Genomic DNA, 26223 nt, shown 5'->3' on the forward strand with positions numbered 1-26223 from the left:
CGAACAGAACGTGGCTCTCGGACTTTGCAGCCGGCGCTTTCACGAGTTTTCCCATGAGCAGTATCTGTGGTCACTGTTAGCAGAAACTTCGAACGCCAACACCCGGTGCGCGTTTCAGCGCCTCGCCGGCGTTCGGTTGCGGCTTGCGCAGCGCGATCAGGCCTTACGCGCGACGACACCCACCGGCGAAGCGGGCGCGCGTTTCGGCGCGGTCTTGTAGTGCGTGCTGTACAGCGCCGCGCCGACGAACACCAGCCCGCCGACCAGGTTGCCGAGTACCGTCGGGATCTCGTTCCACAGCAGATAGTCGACGATCGTGAAATGGGCGCCGAGCATCAGGCCGGACGGGAACAGGAACATGTTCACGACCGAGTGCTCGAAGCCCATGTAGAAGAACACGAGGATCGGCATCCACATCGCGATCACCTTGCCGGGTACGGACGTCGACATCATCGCGGCGACCACGCCGGTCGACACCATCCAGTTGCACATCACGCCGCGCACGAACAGCGTGAGCATGCCGGCGGCGCCGTGCGCCGCATAACCGAGCGTGCGTGCTTCGCCGATGCCGCCGATCTTCTGTCCGATTGCGTTCGGCGCTTCCGAAAAGCCGAATGTGAAGATGATCGCCATGAACAGCGCGACCGTCAGCGCGCCCGCGAAATTGCCGAAGAACACCAGCGTCCAGTTGCGGAACACGCCGCCCCAGGTCGCGCCGGGCCGGCGATCGATCACCGCGAGCGGCGCGAGCGTGAAGACGCCGGTGAGCAGGTCGAAGCCGAGCAGGTACAGCATGCAGAATCCCACCGGAAACAGCAGCGAACCGGCCAGTGCGTTGCCGGTGTTGATCGTGATGCTGACCGCGAAGGCGGCTGCGAGCGCGAGGATCGCGCCCGCCATGTACGCGCGAATCAGCGTATCGCGGGTCGACATCGACAGCTTCGATTCACCGGCGTCGACCATCCTGGTGACGAATTCGTTGGGCGTGAGGTAGGCCATGGTATGCGCTCGTAAAGTTGGACGGGCAAAAAAAACGCGCCAGGCACTCGCTCGACATGCGAGTGCCTGGCGCGGACGCTGTTATCCACGTGATCGGCCGCCACGGTTCGACATGGCGTGATCGTCAGGCCGCCATTAGCCCGACGAGCGAGATGTTCGCAATTTTTATACCAGTGACGGGAATATCGCGATGCAGGCCGGCCGGACGCGAAATGCCGGCAGAGAAGGCCGTAGCCGATCGCAGCAAATCGCACTCGCGCGGTGCAAACTGCACTTCGTGCATGCGCTTCGGGCGCCGCCGCGGTGCGTGAAGCGCGGTGCGTTCCGGTCAGGTCGTGCCGTCGTCGTGCGGTGGTTCCTGCGCGCTTCGCTGCGTACGGCGTCGCGCGGAAGGCTGCGCGTGCTCGTCGACGAATCGCTCGGGCGACGTCAGCGCGTCTTCCGCGATATCGGCAAGCGGCCGGTTGCCGTCCATCGACGCCTTCTGCAGCATCCGATACGCTTCGTCCTCCCGCAGGCCGAAGCGCGTCATCAACGTATTTTTCGCGCGCTGCACGAGCTTTCGTTCGTAGAGCGCGCGACGTGCCGCGTCGAGCTCGACCTCCGCGCCGGCCAGTCGCGCCGATTGCGACTCCAGCAGGGATTTCAGGCTGGCAAGCGTCCCCAGGTCGGAGCCGGAGAGGCGTCCCGGCAGTTCGTGAACCGCCGCGCGCGCCGACAACGGACCGTCGGCGAAGAAGCGGGCGAGCGCCTGGGTATGCGGGGGCGGATTGTTCCGCAACTGCGCCATCAGGCGCTCGGAGTCGCGCAGCGTTCGGTGCGCGTCGTCGATTCGTGCGTTGCACATTTCCTGCACCTGCAGCGTCAGCGCAATCTGAAGGTGCCAGAGATCATCGATGCGGGCACTCGCGGCGTCGAACCATGCTTCGCTCAGGACGGCATCGAGCGCATCGCCGGCGTGCGCCGTGCACAGTACGCGGCGCAGCTTCTCGAGCGCCGCCATGTGCGGCTCCGTCATGCGGGTCTCCCACCATGCGCTTTGCGCCGTGCTTGCGAAGCTCGCGAAGACTTCGAGACTGCGCTCCTGCGCCGCTATCAGATACAGCAGGCGCTGCTGCTGGTCCGCCGAAAACGTGCCCGCCGCGAACATGTGCGCGCCGACGGCGCGCTCCTGCCCCGCTTCCTCCTTGCCCTCGACGACGTGGACGAGGGCAATCAGCATCCGCGACACCGACGGATCCGCCCCACTGTCGGCAAACTGGAAAATCAGTTCCACCAGGCCGCCGATCACGGTACTGAACGCCTGGACGGAATCCGGCGCCGACAGCGCAAGATGGTCGATCTGTTCGCGCAGCACATCCAGCGATTCCAGGTCGAGCAGCACCCAGGCGATCAGCGACAGCAGGCGCGACGTCGAGCCGCGCGCGGGCGTCAACTCCAGATCCAGGCGTTCGCGCAACTGCGCGACGAGCGGCGCCGATTCGCCGCGCGAAGCCGCGCGTTCGGCGACAAAGCGCTTGCCGCTCGACGCCAGATAGATGCTGGCGGCGCCTCGCTCGCGCTGCAACGCATGGATCAGGCGGCCGAGCAGGTCAACCAATTCGATCTGCTCGGCCAAGTGGCGCAGAGCCGCGATTTCCTGATGCTTGGCGAGAAGCGCGAATTGCAGGGCGGTGGCAGGCATGGTGGATACTGACCGTCGACAGGGACTCGGTGCAGTGTAGTGCGGACAATAATCGTTATCTTTTTGACTGACCCGCGGCGGAATTCTGTGACCAATCAGGCAGTGAGCCTCGCGTCGATATTATCGGAATCCAGCCAGACTCGACGGACCGTGGCCGGAGGTTGGTAGTGGTGAGCGCCGTGGGGCCGGCGCCGGTTATAGAAATGACGCCAGCGTTCGATGAGCACCTTGGCCTCGGCGCGGCTGCGGAACCATTCGCGGTTTAGCAATTCGTCTCGCAGTTCGCCGTTGAAGCTTTCGACGAATCCGTTTTGCCAGGGACTGCCAGACGCAATGAAGGCCGGACCGATTGCAGCGTCTCGCAGCCAACGCATGACCTTGGCGGCGGTAAATTCTGCGCCGTAGTCCGACCGAACGAACGCGGGCTTGCCGTACAGCCGCATGAGTCGCGATAGCGTCAAGCTCACGTCTTGCGACCGCAGGCTGGCGCCAACCTCGATCGCCAAGCATTCGCGGGTGTATTCATCGATCGCGCATAGCATCTTCAACCCCGACCCTCCACCAGTTGATCGTGCACGAAGTCATAGCCGCCGAGTCAGGACTTCCAGCGCCTCGCGGGCCCGTCGGGATGGTCATTTTTTTCGGCTGAGCTCCCTCAGGCCGTCGATTACCAGCATCTGCTCGGCGATCAGGCGCGGCGCGCGTGCCCCGTTATAACGCGGCGATCCGCCGACGGAAATGTTCGGTGCCGGCCACGATCTTGTCGAGCACCGCGTCGAGCGCCCAGAAGCGTTCGCGCACGTCGTAGTCGATCGCACGGCATTTGATCGATCCGAACGTGCCGATCCGCTGGTGATACAGCTTCACGAGCGCCGGGTAGCCCAGCGCCTCCGATACTGCCGAGACGACGAGGAACGTCGACAGTTCGTCGGCGAGCGCCGGATTCGACTCGCCTTGCGTGCGCAGCCACCGGTAGAGATCGGGATGGAAGTTCGTGAACACGCCGTTGAAGCCGGCGGACCCGGCCTTCATCGCGTCCCACGCGATCGCGGCGTTTGCGTTCAGGATCTTCAGCGGCGACCCCTCGGCAAGCGCGACGCGCCGCTTCACCGTCTCGAGATCGCAGCTCACGTCCTTGAGCATCACGAACCGGCCCGTGTCGATACACGCTCGCAGTTCGTCATCCGACAGAAGCCGTCGGTAAGGCGCCGGACATTCGTACAGGCCGAGCGGAAGATCCGATGGCAGCCGCGCCAGCAGCCGGTGCAGATGGTCGAGCAACGCGGCGCTGCCCTTGCGTTGCGGATCGAGCCGGTTGGTCACGAGCACGACGCCCTGCGCGCCCGATTCGGCCGCCGCGCACAGTTCGGCAGCCTGCGCGTCGAGATCGTCGCTGATGTGGCCCGACGCGACGACCGGCACGCGCCCCGCCACGCGCTCGACCACGAAACGCGCGAGCGCCGCGCGTTCGGCCAGGCTCAGGAACTGCATCTCGCTCGATTGCGCGACCGCGAACAACGCATCCGAGCCGTGCGCCAGATACCATTCGATGAGCCGCTCGAGCCCGGCGTAGTCGATCGCGCCGGCGTCGTCGAACGGCGTCAGCATCACCGGCACGATCCCCTCGATGGTCACGTTCGATTGCTGCGGATGTTGCATCGGTTTCTCCTTCCTTCAGTGAATGCGAATGCAGGCTGCACGATCACGCCGGCAACGGTCCGGGCGCGGCGTTCGCGGCCTGTTCGGGAATCGGCTTGCGCACGAGCAGCAGATAGGCCATCGCCCCGGCGAACGCGATCGCCGCCGCCGTGAGCAGCGCGGGCACGAACGACCACTTCTGCGCAATGATGCCGGTCAGGATCGGGGCAAGCGCGCCGCCGATGAAGCCGCCGAAATTCTGGATCGCGCCGAGCGACGCGATGCGGCTCGGCGGTGCGGCCGCCGTCGCGAGCGCCCACGAGCACGCCGACGCCGCGTTGGCGAGAAAGATCACGACCGAAATGCATGCGAGCGCAACCGTATTGCTCTGCACGAGCGCGGCCGGAATCGTGAACGCGACCATCCCGAGCATCGCGGCCACCACCGCGTTGCGCCGGCTCACGACCGGCGACCGGCTGCGGCGCGTGACGAAATCCGACAGCCAGCCGGCGACCAGCGAACCGACGAATCCGCACAGGAACGGCACCGAGGCGGCGAACCCGGTGCGGATAAGGCTCATGTGTCGCTCCATCGTCAGGTAGCCCGGCAGCCAGGTGAGATACACCCAGTTCAGGTACACGGAGCCGAAGAAGCCGATCAACATCCCCCACGTCGTGCCGTGCGAGAACAGGCTGCGCCATTCGGCGAAGGTCAGCTTCGGCGCCGCGGCGACGCTTTGCGCATCGGCATCGAGATAATTGCGTTCGGCGGCGGATAGTTGCGCGCGCACCGGATCGCGATACAGCGCGAACCACACGACGGCGACGACGAGGCCGAGCGCCCCGGTCACGACGAACGCCCAGCGCCAGTTGAACGACGCCACGAGAACCGACAGCAGCAGCGGCGCAAGCGCGGTACCGAGCGGCGACGCGGCATTGAAAATGCCGGTCGGCGTGCCGCGCGCACGCAGCGGAAACCAGTTGCTCACCACGCGCGCGGCCGACGGGAATTGCGGCGCCTCGCCGATGCCGAGCACGATGCGTGCGACGATGAACCAGCCGAACGTGGACACGAGGCCGCCCGACGCCTGCGCGAACGACCAGACGATCAGCCCGATGCCGAGCAGCCGGCGCGGGCCGATGCGGTCGACCAGCCCGCCGACCGGAAACTGGCACAGCGCATAGCTCCACGAGAAGGCCGACAGCAGCAGCCCCATCTGCGCGAGCGACAAGCCGAGATCGCCGCGGATCGCCGAACTCGCGACGGCCAGCGTGCCGCGATCGAGATAGTTGACGATCCCGCTCGCCATCAACAGCGCGAGCGCGATGCGTTGACCGCGCCGAATCCGGGGCGGCGCGTGCGGAACAGGTTGGTTGTCGTTCATGTCGATTGTCTCCATGTCACTGATAGGGGCCGGGTTCGGCCGTTCCGTCGCATGCGGAATTCAGGTGTCACCGTCCGACCTCGTCGCGCGTCGGGATCGACGTCTGCGCGCCGTGGCGCGTGACGCTGATCGCGGCCGCACGCTGGCCGAAACCGATTGCATCGTCCATCGACGCGCCGCCGGCCCGCGCGGCTGCAAACCCGCCGACGAACGTGTCGCCCGCCGCCGTCGTATCGACGGCCGCCACCGCGATCGCCCGATGGCGGCCGCTCCCCGCGCTGCCGCGCCAGCAGACGCCGCGCGCGCCGAGCGTGACCAGCACGTTGCCGGCGCCCTTCGCGCACAGCGCATCGGCGGCGCGCACGGCCGACGCGTCGTCGCCGACGGCGATGCCGGTCAGCGACTCGGCCTCGGTTTCGTTGACGACGAGATAGTCGACCCGCGCCAGCAACGCATCGAAGAGCGGTTGCGCGGGTGCGGGATTGAGCAGCACCGGCGTGCGGTGCGCGCTGGCACAGGCAATCGCGCGCGCCACGGTGGCGACCGGCACTTCGAGCTGGCACACGAGCAGCGCGGCCCCGGCGATCGCGTCGCACGCCGCGTCGATCCGGTCGGCATCGACGCATGCATTCGCGCCCGGCACGACGACGATGCTGTTCGCACCGGCGTCGTCGACCGTGATCGTCGCGACCCCGGTCGCCGTGCCGCCGATCCGGTGCAGGTGCGTCACGTCGATGCGCTCCGCCGCGAGCGCCGCGTGCAGGCGCGCACCGAACGCGTCGTCGCCGACGCAGCCGATCATCGCGACCGACGCGCCCAAGCGCGCGGCCGCCACCGCCTGGTTCGCGCCCTTGCCGCCGTGAACGGTCTCGAACGTCGTGCCGAGCAGCGTTTCGCCCGGCACCGGCAGGCGCGGCGCACGCGTGACGAGATCGATGTTGACGCTGCCGACGACGGCGATACGCGGTGACATAAGGCCGCTCATTGCTTTATGTAACCGCTTACATTTTCGGTCGAAAAAATAACCGGACTGGTCATCATCTCGGAAAATTTCACCATACGGATCGCACAAGTGTCTGACATAATAGGGAAGTAGCAACAAGATAGCGCTTACATTTTCGCAGGCTTGGAGGAGAATGCAAGCGGGGACATCACGAATCGAGGGTAAACAATGACGCTTTTGACGGCACACGGCAGCGGCATGGCCGCCCTGCCCGGAGACGGCCGATGAGCACCCCGCGGACCCGCCGCGGCAGCGGCCGCTCGGTGCTCGGCGACGTCGCGAAACTGGCCGGCGTGTCGACCGCGACCGTCTCGCGCGTCTACAACGATCCGGGCAAGGTGTCGGCCGACGTGCAGCAACGCGTACGCGACGCGGCGCGCGCACTGAACTGGATCCCGAATGCGGCCGGCCGCGCGCTGGCGTCCACCCGCACCCATATCACCGGCGCGATCATCCCGACCCTCGACGATCAGGTGTTTGCATCACAGGTCGCCGGCATGCAGACGGTCATGGCCGAGCACGGCATCACGCTGTTCCTCGGCTGCTCGAACTACGACCCCGCGCAGGCGCTCGCGCAGGTGCGCGCGATGCTGTCGCGCGGCGTGGAAGCCGTGTCGCTGGTCGGCGAAGCGTATCCGCCGGAACTGTTCGAACTCCTTGCGATGCATCGCGTGCCGTACGTCGTCACGTATGCGTACCGCGACGACAGCCCGCACTGCTGCATCGGCTTCGACAACCGCGCGGCGTTCGCGCGGCTCACCACGCACCTGCTCGATCTCGGTCATCGCGATTTCGCGATCATCATGCAGCCGTCGACGGACAACGACCGCGTGCAGGCCCGCCTGCGCGGCATTCACGACACGCTTGCCGCGCACGGGCTCGCGGTGCGACCCGTGCATCAGCACGAAGGCGCGGCCACGATCGCGTTCGGGCGGGCGAGCCTGCGCGCGATCGCCGACGGCGACGCGGCGACGCGGCCGACCGCCGTGATCTGCGGCAACGACGCGCTCGCGCTCGGCGCGTTGCTCGAGGCGCAGGCGCTCGGCATCGACGTGCCCGCGCAGCTGTCGATCACCGGCTTCGACGACGTCGCGCTCGCGCGCGAGATCCAGCCGCCGCTGACGACGATGTGGGTCGACACCGACGCAATCGGGCGTCAGGCCGCGCATGCGTTGCTCGACGCGCTCGAGAACGGCGCCACGGGGCCCGGCCATGCGGTCCAGCCCGAGTTGCGCATACGGGAATCGGCGGCGGCGCCGGCGCGCCCGGCGCGCAAGAGCAAGACATAGCGGGGCAGCACCTGCTTACTGCATCACGTCGATCGGCAGCGTCTTGTCGAGATTGTCGTGCCACGCGTTGATCGTCTTCGGCACCGTTTTCTTCCACGCCGGCACGTTCGAGTAGTAACGCATCCGGACGTTGTTCTTCGCATCGAACACGAGTAGCCCGATCCACAGATCGGTGCCGCGACGCATCACGATCGCCGCGTTCGTCGGCGCGATGCCGAGCACCCAGTACGACGTCACGTGTGCGTTGAGGCCGTCGAGATCCTTTTCGTCGGCGCTGGAGTTGACCATGTCGACGAGCGTCTGATAGTCGGCGCCGAGCAGCTTGTGCGCGACCGCGTTCTGCTGCGCGTCGGTGACGACCCGGAGGCTCAGCAGATCGGCCGGCGGTTTGGCCTGGAACTGCGCGGCGGTCACGTAGTCGCCTTCGTACATGACACCCATACCTGCGACGCAATCGAAATCCGCGCCATGTTGCGTGACATGGATGCGGCCGCCCTTGCGATCGAAATCGAGCCGGCACGTGTCCTTGCGATAGGTTCCGCCGTCGCCGTGCAGCACGATGTTGCCGTCGAGCCCACCGTCATGCGCGCCGTTGTTGGCGCTCAGCTCGAAATGCAGGCGCGGCACCGTGCCGGTGAACCTCAGCACACCGCCGAACGACGGGTTGTCGCTGTCGAGATACCACGTCTGCTGCCAGCGATCGGCGGCCAGCGGCGCGCCGTTCAGGCTCGCGAGCCGTTCGCGGTAGCGGTTGCCCAGGCACGACGCATCGCTGCCGCACTGGTCGCGCTGCTTGAGCCACTTCAATTGCGCCGCCTTCAGCGCGGCCGTATCGCCGCCCTTCGCAAGCGCCCGCTTCCACGCCGCCGACAGATCGCCGTCGAGCTTCGACAGCGCGGTGTCCGCACAGATCGTTTTCTCGGTCGGCGACGCGGCCTTCGCGCAGTCGAAGCCGGCCGCATGCGCGACGGGCGGCACCCACATCAGCAGCACGGCCGCCGTGACGGATGACAGGTACGTACTCCGCTTGCCACTTATGCAACGTGCGGCGTGCTCGCGCGCATTCGATCGGTTCTGGGTTTTCGTTGTCATCGGCTTGATCGTCGCTGGGTCGCGCACCCGTAGAAGCTACCTGCACGCGACATTCGAGGTAAAAACGCCCGGCCTGGCATGCGACGCATGGCGCCGCCCGCCGAAGCGTAACCCGATTGCGCGACGCCGATCAATCGACGTTCGATGTCATCGCAACCATCTCGGCGGCCGCGCCACAGCGCACGATACCGTCACGTCAGGCAGCGTTCGTCGCGCGACCGATGGTCCCGATGAACACGATCGCGCGAGCGCCGTCAAACCCGATCGACCCGTCGTCTTCCATCGACGAGAACCCGATGCGCTGCGCGCCGCCCTGCCACACGCGCGTGGCAATCGCGCCCGCTGCATCGGCCATGCACACGACGCGTTTCGCGCGCAGGACGAGCCGAGCCGGCGATGACGTCAGCCGTCGAACGGCACCAGTTCGTAACTCGTGCTCCGGCCGCCGGACGCCGAGCGGCGCAGCATGCCCCGCTCGACGAGCTCGGTGATGTCGCGCAGCGCCGTGTCTTGCGAGCATTTCGCGAGGGCGGCCCACTTGGTGGTCGTCAGCTTCCCTTCGAAGCCGTCGAGCAGGCGATTCATGACCTTGACCTGGCGTGCGTTCATCGCGACGCCCGCGCATCGCTGCCAGAAGCGCGCCTTGATCAGCACCGCATCGAGCGTCGTGTGCGCATGATCGATGGCCCGGCCCAGCGTGTTCAGAAACCACGCGAGCCACTCGGTGACGTCGAGCGAGCCGCGCTGGGTGCGCTCCAGCACGTCGTAATACGCGTTGCGCTCGCGCTGGATCTGCGCGGACAGGCTGTAGAAACGCTGCGGGCTTCGATCGGCGCGCGCCAGGACCAGATCCCCGAGCGCGCGCGCGATACGACCGTTGCCGTCGTCGAATGGGTGGAGCGTGACGAACCACAGATGGGCGAGGCCGGCCCGGATCAGCAACGGCTCGGCCGACGGCGCATTGAGCCACGCGAGAAAGCGCCCGATCTCGTGGGTCAGGCGGAGGGCCGGCGGCGCCTCGAAGTGCACGCGCTGCCGGCCGATCGGGCCGGAGACCACCTGCATCGGCCCGCTCGCATCCGTGCGCCATCCGCCGACCGTGATCCGCGACAGCCCCGAATAGCCGGTCGGGAACAGCGCGGCATGCCACCCAAACAGCCGCGCTTCGGTGACCGGTGCGCCCGAATGGGTCGTCGCATCCAGCACCATGTCGACGACGCCTTCGACGTGGCGATCGACCGGCGCGAGCGCGCCGATGTCGACCCCGAGCCGGCGCGCGATCGACGACCGTACCGATGCGACATTCAGGCTCTCGCCCTCGATCGCGCTGGTCTTGACGACGTCCTCCGTCAGCGCGGCCAGGCTCGCCTCGTCGCGCAACGTCAGGCCGACATCCGCCAGCCGGCCGACCAGCATGCCTTGCGCACGGCTGACGTCGGCGAGCGGCGCGGCGAGGGCCGGAAGGTCGAAGCGCCATGCCGGCCAGTCGGCCGATTCCCAGATAAAGGTGCAATCTCCGCTCATCATGCGGAGATTATCCGCCCGTTCTCCGCATGACTCAACAATTTCCGCAAATTATGCGGAGATTAATCGCCTCATTCACCGCAAACAGCCGGCTACCGCACCCGGCCCGCCGGCTCCCCGAGCCGTTCCGCGAGAAACCCGATGAACGTGCGCAGCGTGACGAAGCCTTCCCGGTGCTGCGGAAACACCGCGTTGAGCGTGATCGGCGGCGGCACGTACGCGTCGAGCACCGGCACGAGCGCACCGCTGTCGAGCGCCGCGCCGACGATGAAGTGCGGCAGCAGCGCGATGCCGAGCCCCGCGATCGCCGCGTCACGCACCACTTCGCCGTTGTTCGCGACGAGCGGCCCCTGCACGTCGAACGTGCGCGCCGCGCCGTCCACGCGGAATTCCCAGCCAACCCGCCGCTCGCGCCCGTACAGCAGGCACGTATGGCCGGCGAGATCGGCCGGCGTCTGCGGCGTGCCGTGCCGCTTCAGGTAGGCGGGGCTCGCGCACGCGATCATCCGCCACGCGCCGAGCGGACGCGCGATCAGCGTCGAATCCTCGAGCGAGCCGATCCGCAGCACGAGATCGAAGCCCTCGCCGATCAGGTCGACGCGCCGATCGGTCAGGTCGAGGTTCAGCCGCACGGCGGGGTGCGCGGACAGGAATTCGGCGATCAGCGGCGACACGTGCGTGATCCCGAACGACAGCGGCGCGCTGATCTTCAGCGAACCATGCAGCTCGGTGCTGCGCACCGACATCGCCTGTTCTGCGTCGGCGATCTCCGCGAGGATCCGCTGTGCACGCGCATAAAACTCCTGCCCCGATTCGGTCACCGCGAGATTGCGGGTATTGCGGTGCAGCAGCCGCACGCCGAGCGATGCCTCCAGCGCCATCGTGCGCCGGCTGACGAACTGCTTGGACAGCATCAGCTGATCGGCCGCCGCCGTGAAACTGCCTGCGTCGACGGTCGCGACGAAGATCCTCAGGTCGTTGAGTTCCATATTGTCCACTCCAGAGCGACAGTCATTATCTCCACAGCGATTTATTTGTCAAATCGATTGACCTAAGATTCATCTCAACGAACGGCCGAGCCCACTTCCGAGGCCCGGCGACTTCAAGGACAAAAATCATGATCGATATCCGTGCAGCAAACCAACGTGGCCGTGCGGAGCATGGCTGGCTCAGCTCCCGTCATACGTTTTCGTTCGCGAATTACTACGATCCGAAGCAAGTCGGCTTCTCCGACCTGCTCGTGATCAACGACGACCGCGTCGCCCCGGGCCGTGGCTTCGGCACGCACCCGCACCGCGACATGGAAATCCTGTCGTACGTGCTCGACGGGGCGCTCGAACACAAGGACTCGATGGGCACCGGTTCGGTGATCGTGCCGGGCGACGTGCAGCTGATGAGCGCGGGTACGGGGGTGCGCCACAGCGAGTTCAACCACTCGCCGGACACGCCGGTCCACTTCCTGCAGATCTGGGTCGGGCCGGCCGAAAAAGGGGCCGAGCCGCGTTATCAGCAGACGAACGTCGCGGCCGAAGACAAGCGCGGCAAGCTCGCCCTCGTCGTGTCGCCGAACGGCGATGCCGGTTCGCTGAAGATCCGGCAGGACACCCGGATTTACGCGGGCCTGTTCGACGGCGACGAAAGCGCGACGCTGGAACTTGATCCGAACCGCTTTGCCTATGTGCACGTGGCGCGCGGCAGCGTGACGGTCAACGGCGTGACGCTCGGCGAAGGCGACGGCGCACGCATCCGCGGCGAACACGCGCTGACGATCGCCGCCGGCAAGGATGCCGAGGTGCTGGTGTTCGATCTGCGTCCGGTCGAAGTGACGGCCGAATGGGCGTGACGCCCGTTCGGGAAACCGGGCCCCGCCGAGCGGGGCCCTTTTAATCGGAGATTCGCAACATGGCCAAGGTTCTGGTTCTTTACTACTCGTCCTACGGGCACGTCGAAACGATGGCGCAGCATATCGTGGAGGGCGCGAAATCGGTGCCCGGCGTCGAGGTCACGCTCAAGCGCGTGCCGGAAACGATCCCCGTCGACCAGGCCCGCGCGATCGGCGTGAAGGTCGACCAGGCCGCGCCGGTCGCCACGGTGGACGAACTCGCCGACTACGATGCGATCATCTTCGGCACGCCGACCCGCTTCGGCAACATGGCCGGCCAGATGCGCACGTTCCTCGACCAGACCGGCGGCCTGTGGATGAAAGGCGCGCTCGTCGGCAAGATCGGCAGCGTGTTCGCGTCGACCGGCACGCAGCACGGCGGCCAGGAAACGACGATCACGTCGTTCCACACGACGCTGCTGCATCACGGGATGGTGATCGTGGGCGTGCCGTATGCGTGCAGCGGGCTCGTCAACATGAACGAAATCACCGGCGGCACGCCGTACGGCGCGACCACGCTCGCGGGCGCGGACGGCAGCCGCCAGCCGAGCGCGAACGAGCTCGACATCGCGCGCTACCAGGGCAAGCACGTGGCGGAACTCGCGAGCAAGCTCGCGTCGTAACGCGGCGGCTTCGCGGGCCTGCGGGCCCGCTGTCCCGCCGTTGCGCGGATAAACGAACGGCGCCGGGTCGACCGGCGCCGTTCGTCCTGTGCCACACGTTAGACCGTTACTGGCCCGACGCCGGCGCGGCCGGCGCCGCCTTCGTCGCGGGCGCCTTCTGCACGGCGTTCTGCGGATAGTTGCTCTGGTCGTTGGTCAACCGGTAGCCGCTGCCGGTGCCGATCGCCTTCAGGTCCGACGCGTGCCGCGCGCGGGCCGCCTTGCGCGCCGCCTTCTTCTGCGCCTTGTCGAGCGGCTTCTGCGTCGGCGCGGACGACGCCGCGTCCTGCGCGTATGCCGCCGGCGCGGCGGTCAACAACAGACCGAACGACGCCGCTACTGCTACTGCCACCGAAACCACGCGAGACTGCTTCATGGCCGATCTCCTTGTCGATTGTTGAGTGTGGGTCGGACACCGGCGTGCACGCGACGGCTTGCGACAACGGCGCCGATGCAACGTTAGCCGATCGGCGCGCAAATGTCCGTGTGCGTTCCTGAATTGTCCTGATAACGTCAACGATACATGTGCGCCGGGGGCGCGGTCGTTTCGGCCTGCCGTGCGCGCCATCAGGGAAACCGCTACCCGGGGCGCGCGGGCCGGCGCTCAGATCCAGCGCGACAGCACCGGCAGCAGGACCGGCACGACGAACGCCGTCAGCACGCCGTTCAACCCCATCCCGAGCCCGGCGAACGCGCCGGCTTCCTCGCTCACCTGGAACGCGCGCGCGGTGCCGATCCCGTGCGACGCGACGCCGAGCGCGAAACCGCGCACGGCCGCCTCGTCGACCCGCAACAGATTGAGGATGCCGCGCGCGCACACCGCGCCGAAGACCCCGGTCGAGATCACGAGCACGGCGGTGAGCGACGGAATGCCGCCGATCTCGGCGGCGACGGCCATCGCGATCGGCGTCGTCGCCGATTTCGGCGCGAGCGATGCGATCGTCTGGTGCGACGCGCCGAACAGCGCGGCGATGCCGACCGCCGACCCGATCGCGGTCAGCGAACCCGCGAGCAGGCCGGCGAGCAGCGGCAGCGCGCTGCGCCGCAGCTTCGACCACTGGCGGTACAGCGGCAGCGCGAGCGCGACCGTCGCGGGGCCGAGCAGGAAGTGGACGAACTGCGCGCCCTCGAAATACGTCGGATACGGCGTATGCGTGAGCGTCAGCAGCACGACGATCATCGCGACCGCGATCAGCACCGGATTCGCGAGCGGGTTGAAACGCGCCCGTGCATAGACGGCTTGCGCGAACAGATACGCGACCAGCGTGATGGTCAGGCCGAGCAGCGGGCTCGCGGCGAGATAGACCCAGATCGCGCCGAGCTTCGGGAAGGCCGTCATCGCGCGCCCTCCGCGGTGCCGCCCGCGCGGCGCTGGCGCCGCAGCAGCGCGCGCGTGACGAGCGCCGTCACCGCGATCGCGAGCGTGGTGCTGACGGCCAGCGCGACGACGACCGCGACCGCGTCGCCGCGCACGCGGTCGGCCGACACCATGATGCCGACGCCGGCCGGCACGAACAGCAGCGACAGGTGACGCAGCAGGTCGAGTGCGGTCGGCTCGATCGCATCGGCCGCCTGCGGACGCAGCATCACGAAGCCGAACAGCAGCAGCATGCCGATCACGGGGCCCGGCACCGGCAGGCCGAACAGATAGGACACGCCTTCCCCGAGACACTGAAAGATCAGCAAGACCGCGAACGCCTGCAACATGAACCGCTTCTCCCGAACGTGGCCGCGCGACCGTGCAACCGCGCGGCCGATGAGCCGGCTGTTTGCGACGCCGGCGTGAACGATACGGCCGATCGTACCAACAATGCCGCCGGCGCGGGCGCGATCGTGCGACGGCGCGAGGGCCGTTCAACCGTTTCAACCGTTTTGCGCGGCACGCTGCCGGGACATGAACGAAATGCCCGCATGCGAAAACGGCGGGCAGATGCCCGCCGTCCTGTCGTTCCGGTTCGAACGACCACCGATCGCGTTACTTCAGCCGCGTCGCGATTTCATTGGCCATCGCCTTCGTCGCGGCCTTCGTCGGCGCATCGTCGGCCAGCGCGTTCAGCAGCCCGAAATCATGGATCGTGCCGTCGTAGCGCGTGGTCGTCGCGTCCACACCGGCCGCGTCGAGCTTGCGGCCGTACGCTTCGCCTTCGTCACGCAGCACGTCGAACTGCGCGACCTGGATCAGCGCGGGCGGCAGCCCCTTCAACTCCGCGACGCTCGCGCGCAGCGGCGATGCGTAGATCTCGTTGCGTTGCGCTTCGTTCTTCGTATAGGCGTCCCAGAACCACTTCATCATCGGCCGCGTCAGGAAATGGCCTTGCTGATACGCGTTGTACGAACCCGTGTTGAAGTTGTGGTCCGTGACCGGCCACATCAGCCCCTGGAAGCGGATCGCGGGACCGCCCTTGTCCTTCGCCATCAGCGCGACGACAGCCGACATGTTCCCGCCGACGCTGTTGCCGACCACCGCGAGGCGGCTGCCGTCGACGCCGATCTCCGCGCCGTGCGCGGCGATCCACTTCGTCGCCGCATACGCCTGGTTGATCGCGACCGGGTAACGCGCTTCCGGCGACGGCGTGTAGTTCACGAACACCGCGACGGCGCCCGACTGCACGACGAGATCGCGCACGAGGCGCTCGTGCGTCGGGAAATCGCCGAGCACCCAGCCGCCGCCGTGGATGAACACGAATACCGGCGGCGTGCCCGTCACGCCTTGCGGGCGCACGATCGTGACCGGCACCGACAGGCCGTCCTGTTCGATCGTGCGGTTCGACACGTCGATGCCGGACAGATCGACCTTCACGCCGTTCTGCGCGTCGACCAGCACCTGGCGCGCTTTGGCGGGGCTCAGCGTTTCGAGGCCCGGGCCCTTCTGGCCGTTCAGCGCGGCGAGGAACGCGCTCGTCTTCGCGTCGGGACCGACGGCGTCGGCGCCCGCGGCAAACGCGGCAGGTGCGGTGGACAGTGCGGCTGCAACGGCGGCGACGAGCAGCAGCGGCTTGACGATCTTCATGGTGCGACTCCTTGGTCGAATCTTCGAATGGCGATGAATGGTTTGCAGTGCGACCGATCAGACGAGCGTGAGCGTGACGTCGATGTTGCCGCGCGTCGCGTTGGAGTACGGGCAGACGACGTGCGCACGGTCGATCAGCGTTTGCGCGACGTCGCGATCGAGGCCCGGCAACGAGATCTTCAGTTCGACTTCGATGCCGAAGCCGTTCGGGATCGCGCCGATGCCGACGCTGCCGTCGATCGCGGCGTCCGCGGGGATCGCGATCTTGTCGCGTGCCGCGACGAACTTCATCGCGCCGATGAAACACGCGCTGTAGCCGGCGGCGAACAGTTGCTCGGGGTTCGCGCCCGCGCCGCCCGCGCCGCCGAGCTCGCGCGGCGTGGTCAGCTTCAGGTCGAGGCCGCTCTCAGGCACCGTCGCACGGCCGTCGCGGCCGCCGGTGGCTTTTGCATGGGCGCGGTACAGCACTTTTTCGATCGACATGACAAACTCCTTTTCAATAAATGAATGAAACGACCTTCGAACCGGGGACTGCGGGCCGGCGGATTCCGCATCGGCGCCGCATCGATTTATCTACTCATAGATAGATAAACATTTCCAAAAAATGCAACAGATGATCCGTCTGCGCCAAAACATCTATCTACTACATGATAGATGAGGAGATTCAATAAAAAGGCGGCGAACCGCCTCACTGCTTGCGCCGGCCGTCAGGACCGTGTTTTCCAGACGGCCTCGACGTCCTCGAGACGCGCTCGAGTGTGAAACAACCGGCTGGCGAGCACGCTGCCCTGGAACGCCGCGTACAACGTGCGCGCCGCGGTTTCGGGCGCGCCGCTGAACTGCAGCGTGCCTTCCTTCGCGCCTTGCGCGAGCAATTCCGCAAGCCAGCTTTCGTTGGCCTTGAAGAACGCCTGCACCGCCTGCCGCACGTTCTCCGGCAGCGTTTCGATGTCGGCCGCGAGCATCCCGCACAGGCAGATCAGGTTGCCGTCGCCGAGCGTGCGGCCGAACATCTTCGTGTACAGGCTCAGCTTCACGTCGGCCGGCAACGCCGGATCGATCGCCCGCACGGCCGCGAGGACTTCGTCGCTGTAGCCCGCCACCGCTTCCAGCACGAGATCGTCCTTCGACGGGAAGTAGTAGTGGATGCTCGACGTCTTCACGCCCACCAGGTCGGACAGGTCTCGATAGCTGAAGCCGTTGTAACCGCGCTGCATCATCAGCGTGATCGCGTGGTCGAGAATCTGTTCGCGGACGGTCGGTTTCGTTTCCATGGACTGAACTTTATCTACTCATAGATAGATAGTCAAGCGGTTTTTTAAGGGCGTGATGATCTTGTCTGCAAGCCCGCTGCGCAAACGCGGCGCCATTCGCCCGGCCAGCGCGACTTACAACCGGCCTGCAGCCCGATCGAATCGATGCGACACTTGACGCCGGCCCAAGCTCATCGCGGCGCAACGTCCAGCGGCTGGACGGATGGGCCGGCACACGATGACCGTATCGCGTCCGGCCCGGCATCATCGGCCCGCCCGCCGCGTCGGGCCGCACAAGGAGAACAAGTCGATGTATTCGTGGTTTGAACGGCGCCTGCCGACTTTCCCGCTCGAAGATCCCGTCACGCCGCCGAAGGGATTCTTCTCGTTCGTCTGGGCGTGCACGAAAGGCGCGCGCGGCTGGATCCTGATGATCGCGCTGACGTCGGCCGCGCTGGCCGCGTACGAAGCCGCGCTGTTCGCGATGATGGGGCACGTGGTCGACTGGCTGTCGTCGTCGACGCCGGCCGGATTCGGCGGCCGCCACTTCGGCACGCTCGCCGGTTTCGCGGCGATCCTCGTCGGCAGTGCGCTGCTGATCGTGCTGCATACGATGGTCAAGCACCAGGTGCTCGCGATCAACTTCCCGATGCGGTTGCGCTGGGTATTCCACCGGCTGATGCTCGACCAGAGCCTGTCGTTCTACGCGAACGAATTCGCGGGCCGCGTGACGACCAAGATCATGCAGACCGCGCTGGCGGTGCGCGACGCGCTGTTCATGTCGGTCGACGTCGTGATCGGCGTCACCGCCTACCTGATCGGCATCCTCGCGCTCGCCGCCAGCTTCGACTGGCGGTTGATGATTCCGCTCGTGCTGTGGGCACTCGGCTACGGCGCGGCGTGTGCGTATTTCGTGCCGCGCCTGGGCGCCGTCGGCAGTCGGCAGGCCGACGCGCGCGCGCTGATGACGGGCCGCATCACCGACGCGTATTCGAACATCACGACCGTCAAGCTGTTCTCGCATACGCGGCGCGAAGCCGACCACGCGCGGCGCGCGATGGAAGCGTTCAAGGCGACCGGCGACGCGCAGATGCGGCTCGTCAGCGCGTTCGAGATCGTCAACCACCTGCTGTCGACGCTGCTGCTGGTCGGCTCGGCGGGGCTCGCGCTCTATCTGTGGATGCACGGCGAGGCGAGCGCGGGCGTCGTCGCGGCCGTGATCGCGATGGCGCTGCGCCTGTCGAGCTACTCGCACTGGATCATGTGGGAAATGACCGAGCTGTTCGAGAACGTCGGCACGATCCAGGACGGCATCAACACGCTGACGAAGGTGCGCAGCGTGGTCGACGCGCCCGATGCGAAACCGCTTGCGGTGCAGCGCGGCGAAATCGTGTTCGACAACGTGCAGTTCGCGCACGAGGACAACGATCGCGCGGTATTCGACGGGCTGAACCTGACGATCCGGCCGGGCGAGCGGATCGGCCTGATCGGCCGCTCGGGCGCCGGCAAGTCGACGCTCGTGAACTTGCTGCTGCGCTTCTACGACGTGGGCGGCGGCGCGATCCGGATCGACGGGCAGGACATCGCGCACGTGACGCAGGACAGCCTGCGCGCCGCGATCGGGATGGTGACGCAGGATACGTCGCTGCTGCACCGGACGATGCGCGAGAACCTGCTGTACGGCCGCCCCGACGCGACCGAGCGCGACATGCAGGACGCGGCCGTGCGCGCGGAAGCGGCCGAGTTCATCGACCGGCTGCGCGACCGCCACGGCCGCAGCGGCTACGACGTCGAAGTCGGCGAGCGCGGCGTGAAGCTGTCGGGCGGCCAGCGGCAGCGCGTCGCGATTGCCCGCGTGATGCTCAAGGACGCGCCGATCCTCGTGCTGGATGAGGCGACCAGCGCGCTCGATTCCGAGGTCGAAGTCGCGATCCAGCGCAGCCTCGACAGCCTGATGACCGGCAAGACGGTAATCGCGATCGCGCACCGGCTGTCGACGATCGCCGCGATGGACCGGCTGATCGTGCTCGACGAAGGGCGCATCGTCGAGGAGGGCACCCACCAGGAGTTGCTGCAGGCGGGCGGCATCTACGCGGCGCTGTGGGCGCACCAGAGCGGCGGGTTCCTCGGCGAAACGGCGGACGCGGAAAGCATCGCGCAGTAAGCGGGACCGTCGTGGCAACATGGCGGACGGCGATCGCACGCGCGTTGCACGGTGATCGCTTTCCCGCCGGCAGGACGCCATCGCCCTGCTCCCTGCCGCCCGACACGGAATCAAGGAACCCGCATGACAACACGGCCGGATATCGCCACCGCACTCGACGCGCCCGATTCGGTGCTCGAGGAAGACGAGCAGCGCTTCGTGCATCAGATTCGCCAGCACGGATGGTTCCGCACGGAGATATTCGCGGAAGGCGACGAACCGGGCTTCTCGTTCACGACCGGGTTGTGGGTCAATCACGGTTTTCCGGAAATCATCGTGTTCTCGTTGCCGGCGCGCATCGTCCATGACGTGCTGTGGGATGTGTACCGGAAAGTTGCGGCCGGCACGCCGCCGCCGCTGGGGGAAGTCACGGCCGCGGTCTACGGCAACGCGAACGCACTGTTGATGCCGGTCGAGAAGGAACACTACGAAGCCCATCTCGGCTGGAACCGCTGGTTCTACGGCAACGACGACTTCCCGTGCGTGCAGTTGCTGTGGCCCGACCGCAACGGAATTTTTCCGTGGCAGCCGGAAGCGGACGACGCATTGAACGCCGCGCAGCCGCGCCTGTTCGCATCGCGCGACGGCCGCCGCTGACCGGCATACCGCAAGCGCACGGCACGCCGGCCACGATGCAGGAGCGAGCCGCGCAGCGACCGTCGATTCGTTGCGTACGCATCCATCACCGCGCCGCCACATAACGATCCGACAATTTATTGGTTTCCTTGACGGGCCAGCGCGAATTCGGCCGCAACGCCGTCGTCGGCCTCGCGAGCAGCACCTACGGCACCGTGACGCTCGGCCGCCAGTACGATCCGGTCGTCGATCTCGTACAGGGCCTCACGCAGAACAACTACTTCGGCGGCGTGTTCGCGACACCGGGCGATCTCGAAAACTACGACAACAGCCTGCGCGTGAGCAACTCGGTGAAGTACACGAGCCCGCTGATCGCGGGCTTCCAGTTCGCGGCGCTGTACGGCTTCGGCGGCGTCGCGGGCGCGGCCGGCAGCGGCCGCGCGTACAGCTTTGGCGCGAGCTACGCGAACGGCGTGCACACGTGGTCGAGCAGCTCCGACACGCTGTTCAACACCGTGATCAACCAGGGCTTCTCGAGCGCGAAGTCGATCCAGATCGTGCGCGTGGCCGGTCAGTACGTGGCCGGGCCGGCGACCTTCGGCCTCGCGTATTCGAACACGCAATACGGCGCGGACACGCTGTCGGCGTTCAACCGGAACGCGAAGTTCAACAACGGCTCCGCGTTCTTCGACTGGCAGTTCTCGCCGCCACTACGCGCGGGTGTCGGCTACAACTACACGTCGCTGACCGGCCCGGCTTCCGTGCACTACAACCAGGTCAACCTCGGCGCGGATTACGCGCTGTCGAAGCGCACCGACCTGTATGCGCTGTTCGGCTATCAGAAGGCGAGCGGGGCGACCGTGAAAGCGGCCGCGTCGGTCGGCTCGTACGGCGTGAACTCGGGCACCGATACGCAGGAACTCGCGATCGTCGGCATTCGCCACAAGTTCTGATCGTCACGCCGCACGACGATCGTCATGGCAGGCGCGCATCGCGTGCGTGCCTGTACAGGGTGTTAGCGGTCAGCGTCGCGCCGGGCGACGCAATAGACAGCCGCTGCCGTAATCCCGAAGATCAGATGAGCAACCAGCGTGATCGCGCCGCGAACGGGGATGAACCAGGGAAAGATCGCCGTGAACCCGTACAGGTTCACGCCGTACAGCAGGAGCCCGAACGCGCCGCCGGCGAACAGCGCGGCCGCGCCCGACAGACTGCGGACCAGCCGTGCCAGCACGGCCGCATAGACGAGCGAAAGCATCGCATGCACGAGCGTCGCCACGCCCATCACCAGCGGATCGAAGCCGCCGGACGCACCGAGCACGCTTCGCCCCATCACGATCGCGGCCGTGAGGCGCGCGTCGCGGAACAGATTCTGGGTGGCGTCATCGCCGGCGATTGCCCAGAGCAGCAACTCGACGACGGTCGACGCGACTGCCGCGCCAAACGCAGCCCAGAGAATCGACACCACATGCGCTCGTTTCAATGCTCGTCCTCATGGCGGGCCGATCGATGCATCAAGCGAACCGCCGTGCAAACCGGCGTACTACGCCCCTTCGCAGTCCGACCAGTACGCAAACGGGTCGCGATGTTTCGGATAGTGCTCGTCCAGCCATTTCAGCAGCGTCGCGCGGGCGTTGTCCATGTCGGCCTTCAACGACGACGTCGTCAGTTCGTGCACTTCGACGGACTTTTCCCGATCGATCACGAAGCAGTTCCAGTCGGGGCCGTCGAGATCCGGGTCGTCGGACGCCTTCGACGACTTGCTCCACCCGAAACGCTTGCGCGCGTCGATGTAGTAGCGCGGGTGCACCTTCAGATACGACATCTCGCCGCCCTGCAGACTGCTCTCGGCGCGCAGCACGTCGCGTTCGTCGACGATCTGCGTGACTTCCGGAAGCCGGCGCGAGCGCCATCCGGCAGGCAGCGTCGCTACCGCGCGGACGCTGTCGTAGGTGCCCCACTCGAGGCCCCACGCTTGCGCCATGCGCTTCATGAACGCGTCGGCGCTCGGATAACCGCGCAGCTGGATGCGGGTCGACAGCGTGACTTCCACCCCGCCGCGACCGCCGGATGCGCTCGACACCTCGTCGTCCGTTGCGAACGGATTGCCCGGACGCGGCGATTCGCGCTTCGCATCCGTGGGCGCCAGGCCGGAAAAAAGCTGATCCAGCGCCGCACGCGCTTTCGACGATTTGTCTGGTCTGTTCATCGGTTCCCTTTTCTGCAAATTTGAACCCGTACTGTCATGATTGGAGAGTGGCCCATCCGCGGGCCAAAGGCGCGATTCTGCCTCACTTCGGCGATCTCGCCGTATTCCGCGGCTGCATTGTAACGATTCGGCGGCTCAGGCCGGACGAACGGGACGGGCGGCCCGTCGCCTGCATGACCCGCGTGCCGACGGGCTCGCCTGCGCGAACCGCGGGATGCGCGCTACCCCAGCGCCTTCACCATCCGCTCCATCAACGCGAGGACCTCCGGCCGATTCTCGCCCTTCGCATGCACGAAGTGATAGCTGAGCAGCGAATCGACCTCGTGACGGCTCACGCGTACGAGCGCGCTGCGCTGCAGATACGCATCCGCAAGCGGCGTTCGCGCAAGCGCCACGCCCAGCCCCGCTTCGGCCGCCGCTAGCACGAGGTTGTAATCCTCGAACCGGCGATCCTGCGCACGCGGCTTGAACGGAATGCCGAGCGCATCGAACCACGTGCGCCAGCCGGTCACGTCGGAATCGTGCAGCAACGGCAGGTCGAGCAGCGCGGCATCGCCCGTTGCGCGGCGCATCCTGGCCAGTTGCGCGGCGAGCCGCGGATGGGCGACCGGATACAGCCGTTCCGGCATGAACGGCCGGGTTTCGAGCTGGCGCCAGTTGCCGCGCCCGTACCGGATCGACAGATCGGCTTCGCCGCCGGCGATATCCACGTTGCGCAGTTCGATGCCGAGCTCGATGCGCAACGCGGGCGCTTCGCTCTCCAGCGCCTGCTGCCGCTCCAGCAGCCACAGCTGCGCGAACGCGGGCACCACGCTCATCCGGACCAGCCGCGGCGTGCGCGGCGAGCGCCACTGATCGGCCGCGCCGTCGATGATCGCGAACGCCTGCTCGATCCGGCCGACGAAGCGCTGCCCGTCCGGCGTCAGGCGCACGCCGCGCGCATGCCGTTCGAACAGCGCCATCCCCAGCCAGTTTTCCACGGCGGCCACCCGTCGGCTGATCGCGCCGTGCGTGACGCCGGAGACGTCGGCGGCCGCGAGAAACGAACCCTCGCGCGCCACCGTGCAGACCGTCTCCAGGCTCGCGAGCGGCGGCCGCGGGGCCGGCATTGGCGCGGTGGCTACCGGGCGCACATGCGCCGGACCGTCGGCCTGTCGCGCCCCCGAGCTGTGAGCCATTTTCATATCCGGTTGTTGATCTGTGCGCTAGCTTAGCATCTTGCGACACCGCACCATGGCTGCATGAATACACTTTCGTCATCGACGTCGCGCCGCGCGCGACAACCGCTCGTCGCGGCAGCGGCGGTCGCGTTCACGATCGTCTCGTGGGCGTCCGCGTTCCCGTTCATCCGGATCGGCCTGCACGGCCTCGCGCCGCTGCAGCTCGCGGCCGCACGCTTCGCGACCGCCGCGTTGCTCGTGATCGCGTGGCTCGCATGGCGGCGACCGCCGCTGCCGACGAAAGCCGACGCGTGGCGCTTTCTCGCATGCGGCCTGCTCGGCATCGCGCTCTACAACGCGCTGCTCAATACCGGCGAACAGACCGTGTCGGCCGGCGCGGCGAGCTTCATCGTGAACACGCTGCCGATCTTCACCGCGTTGCTGGCCGCCGTATTTCTGCGCGAGCGCTTCAATCGCTGGGGCTGGCTCGGGTCGCTGGTCAGCCTGGCCGGCATCGCGGTGATCGCACGAGGTCAGCCCGGCGGCCTCGTCCTCGGCTCGGGGAGCACGCTGATCCTCGGCGCGGCGCTGTGTTCGGCCAGCTATTTCGTGTTGCAGCGGCGGCTGATTCCCGTGTACGGCGCGCTGCCGTGCACCGCGTACACGCTGCTGGCCGGCGCGGTGCTGCTCTCGCCGTGGCTGCCCGGCGCGCTCGTGTCGCTCGGCGGCGGGTCGCGCGACACGACGTTGGCCGTCGTGGTGCTCGGCGTCTTTCCGGCCGCGCTCGGGTACGCGACCTGGACCTTCGCGCTCGGCTACTTCGGCGCGGCGCGTGCGGCCAGCTTTCTCTACCTGACACCGGCAGTCGCGACGCTGCTGTCGGTGATGCTGACGGGCGAGCGGCCCGGCATCGCGACGGCGTGCGGCGGCCTGCTGGCGATTGCAGGGGTGATCGTCGTCGCGTTGCGCGGACGATCATAGGTCGAGACGGCGGCGAATTGCGTGGCCGACGCGACGATCCGAAAGCAGAACCGACGCCGGTCCCGCAACGCCGCCGGTCTTTGCCGATCCGGATGCGCGATCCGGCCCGTGCGATCGGCACCCCTTCATTGGCGCTGCTGAACTTGACCGTTAGTTGCATAACAACCTCAATCACGCTCGATGAAGCGCGGCCATGAAACCGGATACACGATGCGCAATCGACCAAACTGTGCAGACAAATCGACCAAACACTTCCGGATTGACCGCCAGTCAGTGTCCATGGCTTCGCCGTGTCGACCGGCCGAATAATGGATGCGGCCGTAAGGCCGACGACAGCGAACCGCAATCCGCGGGCCGCCGCCGCGCACGATTTCCTGTATCCGGACGCCCTGCAAGCGACGCCCATGGCGGGTAGTAAAAATCGTCCGACCGCCCGGCCCCGGCCGGCTGAGACGCCAATAGAAAGACATTCAATTCGGAGATGGCAGATGGAACGAAGCACTGTCGGCATGCGCTGCAAACCCCTGATCATCGTTGCACTGGCTGCCGCCGCGTTCGCGGCCGCGTCGAGCGCAATGGCCGACCAGGTCGTGAAGATCGGCAGCGTCGAACCGACGACGGGTGGCATCTCGCACCTCGGCAAGGACAATGAAAACGGCGCGCGCCTCGCGGTCGAGGAAATCAACGCGAAGGGCCTGACGATCGGCGGCAAGAAGATCACGCTGCAACTCGACGCGCAGGATGACGCGGCCGACCCGCGCCAGGCGACGCAGGTTGCGCAGAAGCTGGTCGACGACAAGGTCGTCGCGGTCATCGGCCACCTGAACTCCGGCACGTCGATTCCGGCGTCGAAGATCTACAGCGACGCGGGCATCGTGCAGATCTCGCCGTCGGCGACCAACCCGACCTACACGCAGCAAGGCTTCAAGACGACCTACCGCGTGGTCGCGACCGACGCGCAGCAGGGCCCGGCGCTCGCGAGCTATGCGCAGTCGAAGGGCGTGAAAAGCGTCGCGGTGATCGACGATTCGACCGCGTACGGCCAGGGCCTCGCGAACGAGTTCGAGAAGAAGGCGAAGGCGCTCGGCCTGAAGGTGCTGTCGCATGACGCGACCAACGACAAGGCGGTCGACTTCCGCGCGATCCTGACGAAGATCAAGGGCGAGAACCCCGACGCGATCATGTACGGCGGCATGGACGCCACCGGCGGCCCGCTCGCGAAGCAGGCGAAGCAGCTCGGCCTGCGCGCGAGGATCCTGTCCGGCGACGGCGTGTGCACCGACTCGCTGGCCCAACTGGCCGGCCCGGCGGCCGACAACGTGCTGTGCTCGCAGGCAGGCGCTGCGCTCGAGAAGATGCCGGGCGGTGCGGACTTCCTCGCGAAGTACCAGAAGCGTTTCAACCAGGGCATCAAGTTCGACGCGCCGTTCGCGTATGACGCGGTCTACATCGCGGTCGACGCGATGAAGCGCGCGAACTCCACCGACCCGGCGAAGATCCTCGCGGCGATGCCCGCGACGAAGTACGACGGCGTGATCGGCACGACGACGTTCGACGCGAAGGGCGACCTGACGCACGGGATCATCTCGATCTACGGCTACAAGAGCGGCAAGAAGACCTTCCTCGACCAGGTGAAGATGTAACCCGACGCGGCGCCGGCACGACGGGAACGCC

General features: G+C 66.9%; 25 protein-coding genes and 2 pseudogenes. 8 read left to right on the forward strand and 19 right to left on the reverse strand.

Going from position 1 to position 26223, the window contains the following annotated elements:
- Nucleotides 1–156: 156 nt before the first annotated feature.
- From AC3IFE_RS19980 to rbsK, 6 genes and pseudogenes are all read right to left on the reverse strand, one after another.
- Nucleotides 157–999: a formate/nitrite transporter family protein gene (locus AC3IFE_RS19980; protein ID WP_034204814.1), complete on the reverse strand. Its 843-nt coding sequence runs from the start codon at nucleotides 997–999 to the stop codon at nucleotides 157–159.
- 328 nt (nucleotides 1000–1327) lie between these two features.
- On the reverse strand, nucleotides 1328–2683 hold the full coding sequence (locus AC3IFE_RS19985) for a nitrate- and nitrite sensing domain-containing protein (protein ID WP_489191689.1): 1356 nt from the start codon (nucleotides 2681–2683) through the stop codon (nucleotides 1328–1330).
- Nucleotides 2684–2778: 95 nt separating this feature from the next.
- Nucleotides 2779–3269, reverse strand: a pseudogene (locus tag AC3IFE_RS19990) (integrase core domain-containing protein); the annotation flags it as partial.
- Between the two features lie 125 nt (nucleotides 3270–3394).
- Nucleotides 3395–4342, reverse strand: coding sequence for a dihydrodipicolinate synthase family protein (locus tag AC3IFE_RS19995; protein WP_489191690.1), 948 nt, complete (start codon nucleotides 4340–4342; stop codon nucleotides 3395–3397).
- Nucleotides 4343–4385: 43 nt separating this feature from the next.
- A complete protein-coding gene (locus AC3IFE_RS20000) occupies nucleotides 4386–5705 on the reverse strand; it encodes an MFS transporter (protein WP_089471609.1) in 1320 nt (439 codons plus the stop codon).
- A gap of 67 nt (nucleotides 5706–5772) precedes the next feature.
- Complete coding sequence (rbsK, locus tag AC3IFE_RS20005; protein ID WP_489191691.1) at nucleotides 5773–6690, reverse strand: ribokinase; 918 nt, start codon at nucleotides 6688–6690, stop codon at nucleotides 5773–5775.
- Between the two features lie 242 nt (nucleotides 6691–6932).
- Here rbsK and AC3IFE_RS20010 point away from each other — a divergent pair, with 242 nt between their 5' ends.
- Nucleotides 6933–7997 carry a LacI family DNA-binding transcriptional regulator gene (locus tag AC3IFE_RS20010; protein ID WP_489191692.1) on the forward strand — a complete coding sequence of 355 codons (1065 nt, stop codon included), beginning with the start codon at nucleotides 6933–6935 and terminating at the stop codon, nucleotides 7995–7997.
- A gap of 15 nt (nucleotides 7998–8012) precedes the next feature.
- On the opposite strand, the gene AC3IFE_RS20015 is transcribed toward AC3IFE_RS20010, so the two are convergent.
- The 4 genes from AC3IFE_RS20015 to AC3IFE_RS20030 form a co-directional block, all read right to left on the reverse strand.
- Nucleotides 8013–8981, reverse strand: coding sequence for a lysozyme inhibitor LprI family protein (locus AC3IFE_RS20015; protein ID WP_489191724.1), 969 nt, complete (start codon nucleotides 8979–8981; stop codon nucleotides 8013–8015).
- A 304-nt stretch (nucleotides 8982–9285) separates the two neighbouring features.
- The gene (locus tag AC3IFE_RS20020; protein ID WP_179233578.1) at nucleotides 9286–9444 is read right to left on the reverse strand and encodes a hypothetical protein; all 159 of its coding nucleotides are present in this window, start codon (nucleotides 9442–9444) and stop codon (nucleotides 9286–9288) included.
- 47 nt (nucleotides 9445–9491) lie between these two features.
- Nucleotides 9492–10616, reverse strand: a complete 1125-nt coding sequence (locus AC3IFE_RS20025; RefSeq protein WP_489191693.1) for a Fic family protein — start codon at nucleotides 10614–10616, stop codon at nucleotides 9492–9494.
- An 89-nt stretch (nucleotides 10617–10705) separates the two neighbouring features.
- Nucleotides 10706–11602, reverse strand: coding sequence for a LysR family transcriptional regulator (locus tag AC3IFE_RS20030; RefSeq protein ID WP_489191694.1), 897 nt, complete (start codon nucleotides 11600–11602; stop codon nucleotides 10706–10708).
- Nucleotides 11603–11730: 128 nt separating this feature from the next.
- Here AC3IFE_RS20030 and AC3IFE_RS20035 point away from each other — a divergent pair, with 128 nt between their 5' ends.
- Nucleotides 11731–12456 (forward strand): pirin family protein, encoded by a 726-nt coding sequence (locus AC3IFE_RS20035; RefSeq protein WP_089471614.1) that lies wholly within the window; start codon nucleotides 11731–11733, stop codon nucleotides 12454–12456.
- A gap of 59 nt (nucleotides 12457–12515) precedes the next feature.
- Nucleotides 12516–13118 (forward strand): NAD(P)H:quinone oxidoreductase, encoded by a 603-nt coding sequence (wrbA, locus tag AC3IFE_RS20040; RefSeq protein WP_012337108.1) that lies wholly within the window; start codon nucleotides 12516–12518, stop codon nucleotides 13116–13118.
- Between the two features lie 106 nt (nucleotides 13119–13224).
- Here the strand turns inward: wrbA and AC3IFE_RS20045 are convergent, their stop codons facing one another.
- From AC3IFE_RS20045 to AC3IFE_RS20070, 6 genes are all read right to left on the reverse strand, one after another.
- Nucleotides 13225–13533 (reverse strand): hypothetical protein, encoded by a 309-nt coding sequence (locus AC3IFE_RS20045; protein ID WP_089471616.1) that lies wholly within the window; start codon nucleotides 13531–13533, stop codon nucleotides 13225–13227.
- A 228-nt stretch (nucleotides 13534–13761) separates the two neighbouring features.
- Nucleotides 13762–14496 carry an LrgB family protein gene (locus AC3IFE_RS20050; protein WP_089471617.1) on the reverse strand — a complete coding sequence of 245 codons (735 nt, stop codon included), beginning with the start codon at nucleotides 14494–14496 and terminating at the stop codon, nucleotides 13762–13764.
- Nucleotides 14493–14864 (reverse strand): CidA/LrgA family protein, encoded by a 372-nt coding sequence (locus AC3IFE_RS20055; RefSeq protein WP_489191695.1) that lies wholly within the window; start codon nucleotides 14862–14864, stop codon nucleotides 14493–14495. Before AC3IFE_RS20055 ends, AC3IFE_RS20050 begins: the two co-directional genes overlap by 4 nt.
- A gap of 268 nt (nucleotides 14865–15132) precedes the next feature.
- Nucleotides 15133–16167, reverse strand: coding sequence for an alpha/beta hydrolase (locus tag AC3IFE_RS20060; protein ID WP_489191696.1), 1035 nt, complete (start codon nucleotides 16165–16167; stop codon nucleotides 15133–15135).
- A 57-nt stretch (nucleotides 16168–16224) separates the two neighbouring features.
- Nucleotides 16225–16650 (reverse strand): organic hydroperoxide resistance protein, encoded by a 426-nt coding sequence (locus AC3IFE_RS20065; RefSeq protein ID WP_089471620.1) that lies wholly within the window; start codon nucleotides 16648–16650, stop codon nucleotides 16225–16227.
- A gap of 224 nt (nucleotides 16651–16874) precedes the next feature.
- The gene (locus tag AC3IFE_RS20070) at nucleotides 16875–17441 is read right to left on the reverse strand and encodes a TetR/AcrR family transcriptional regulator (RefSeq protein WP_089471621.1); all 567 of its coding nucleotides are present in this window, start codon (nucleotides 17439–17441) and stop codon (nucleotides 16875–16877) included.
- Nucleotides 17442–17730: 289 nt separating this feature from the next.
- Here AC3IFE_RS20070 and AC3IFE_RS20075 point away from each other — a divergent pair, with 289 nt between their 5' ends.
- The 3 genes and pseudogenes from AC3IFE_RS20075 to AC3IFE_RS20085 form a co-directional block, all read left to right on the forward strand.
- The gene (locus tag AC3IFE_RS20075; RefSeq protein WP_489191697.1) at nucleotides 17731–19584 is read left to right on the forward strand and encodes an ABC transporter ATP-binding protein; all 1854 of its coding nucleotides are present in this window, start codon (nucleotides 17731–17733) and stop codon (nucleotides 19582–19584) included.
- Between the two features lie 123 nt (nucleotides 19585–19707).
- A complete protein-coding gene (locus AC3IFE_RS20080; protein WP_089471622.1) occupies nucleotides 19708–20220 on the forward strand; it encodes a DUF4262 domain-containing protein in 513 nt (170 codons plus the stop codon).
- 134 nt (nucleotides 20221–20354) lie between these two features.
- Nucleotides 20355–21152, forward strand: a pseudogene (locus AC3IFE_RS20085) (porin); the annotation flags it as partial.
- A 62-nt stretch (nucleotides 21153–21214) separates the two neighbouring features.
- Here the strand turns inward: AC3IFE_RS20085 and AC3IFE_RS20090 are convergent.
- The 3 genes from AC3IFE_RS20090 to AC3IFE_RS20100 all read right to left on the reverse strand — a co-directional run bounded on the left by AC3IFE_RS20090 (nucleotide 21215) and on the right by AC3IFE_RS20100 (nucleotide 23592).
- A complete protein-coding gene (locus tag AC3IFE_RS20090; RefSeq protein ID WP_489191698.1) occupies nucleotides 21215–21682 on the reverse strand; it encodes a sodium:proline symporter in 468 nt (155 codons plus the stop codon).
- 60 nt (nucleotides 21683–21742) lie between these two features.
- Complete coding sequence (locus AC3IFE_RS20095) at nucleotides 21743–22408, reverse strand: nitroreductase (RefSeq protein ID WP_089471624.1); 666 nt, start codon at nucleotides 22406–22408, stop codon at nucleotides 21743–21745.
- A gap of 221 nt (nucleotides 22409–22629) precedes the next feature.
- Nucleotides 22630–23592 carry a LysR substrate-binding domain-containing protein gene (locus AC3IFE_RS20100; protein WP_489191699.1) on the reverse strand — a complete coding sequence of 321 codons (963 nt, stop codon included), beginning with the start codon at nucleotides 23590–23592 and terminating at the stop codon, nucleotides 22630–22632.
- 57 nt (nucleotides 23593–23649) lie between these two features.
- On the opposite strand from AC3IFE_RS20100, the gene AC3IFE_RS20105 reads away from it, so the two are divergent.
- Nucleotides 23650–24549 (forward strand): DMT family transporter, encoded by a 900-nt coding sequence (locus AC3IFE_RS20105; RefSeq protein ID WP_089471626.1) that lies wholly within the window; start codon nucleotides 23650–23652, stop codon nucleotides 24547–24549.
- A 488-nt stretch (nucleotides 24550–25037) separates the two neighbouring features.
- The gene (locus AC3IFE_RS20110) at nucleotides 25038–26192 is read left to right on the forward strand and encodes a branched-chain amino acid ABC transporter substrate-binding protein (protein WP_489191700.1); all 1155 of its coding nucleotides are present in this window, start codon (nucleotides 25038–25040) and stop codon (nucleotides 26190–26192) included.
- The last annotated feature ends 31 nt before the right edge of the window (nucleotides 26193–26223 follow it).

This window comes from Burkholderia sp. APQ4-4ca (assembly GCF_057837105.1).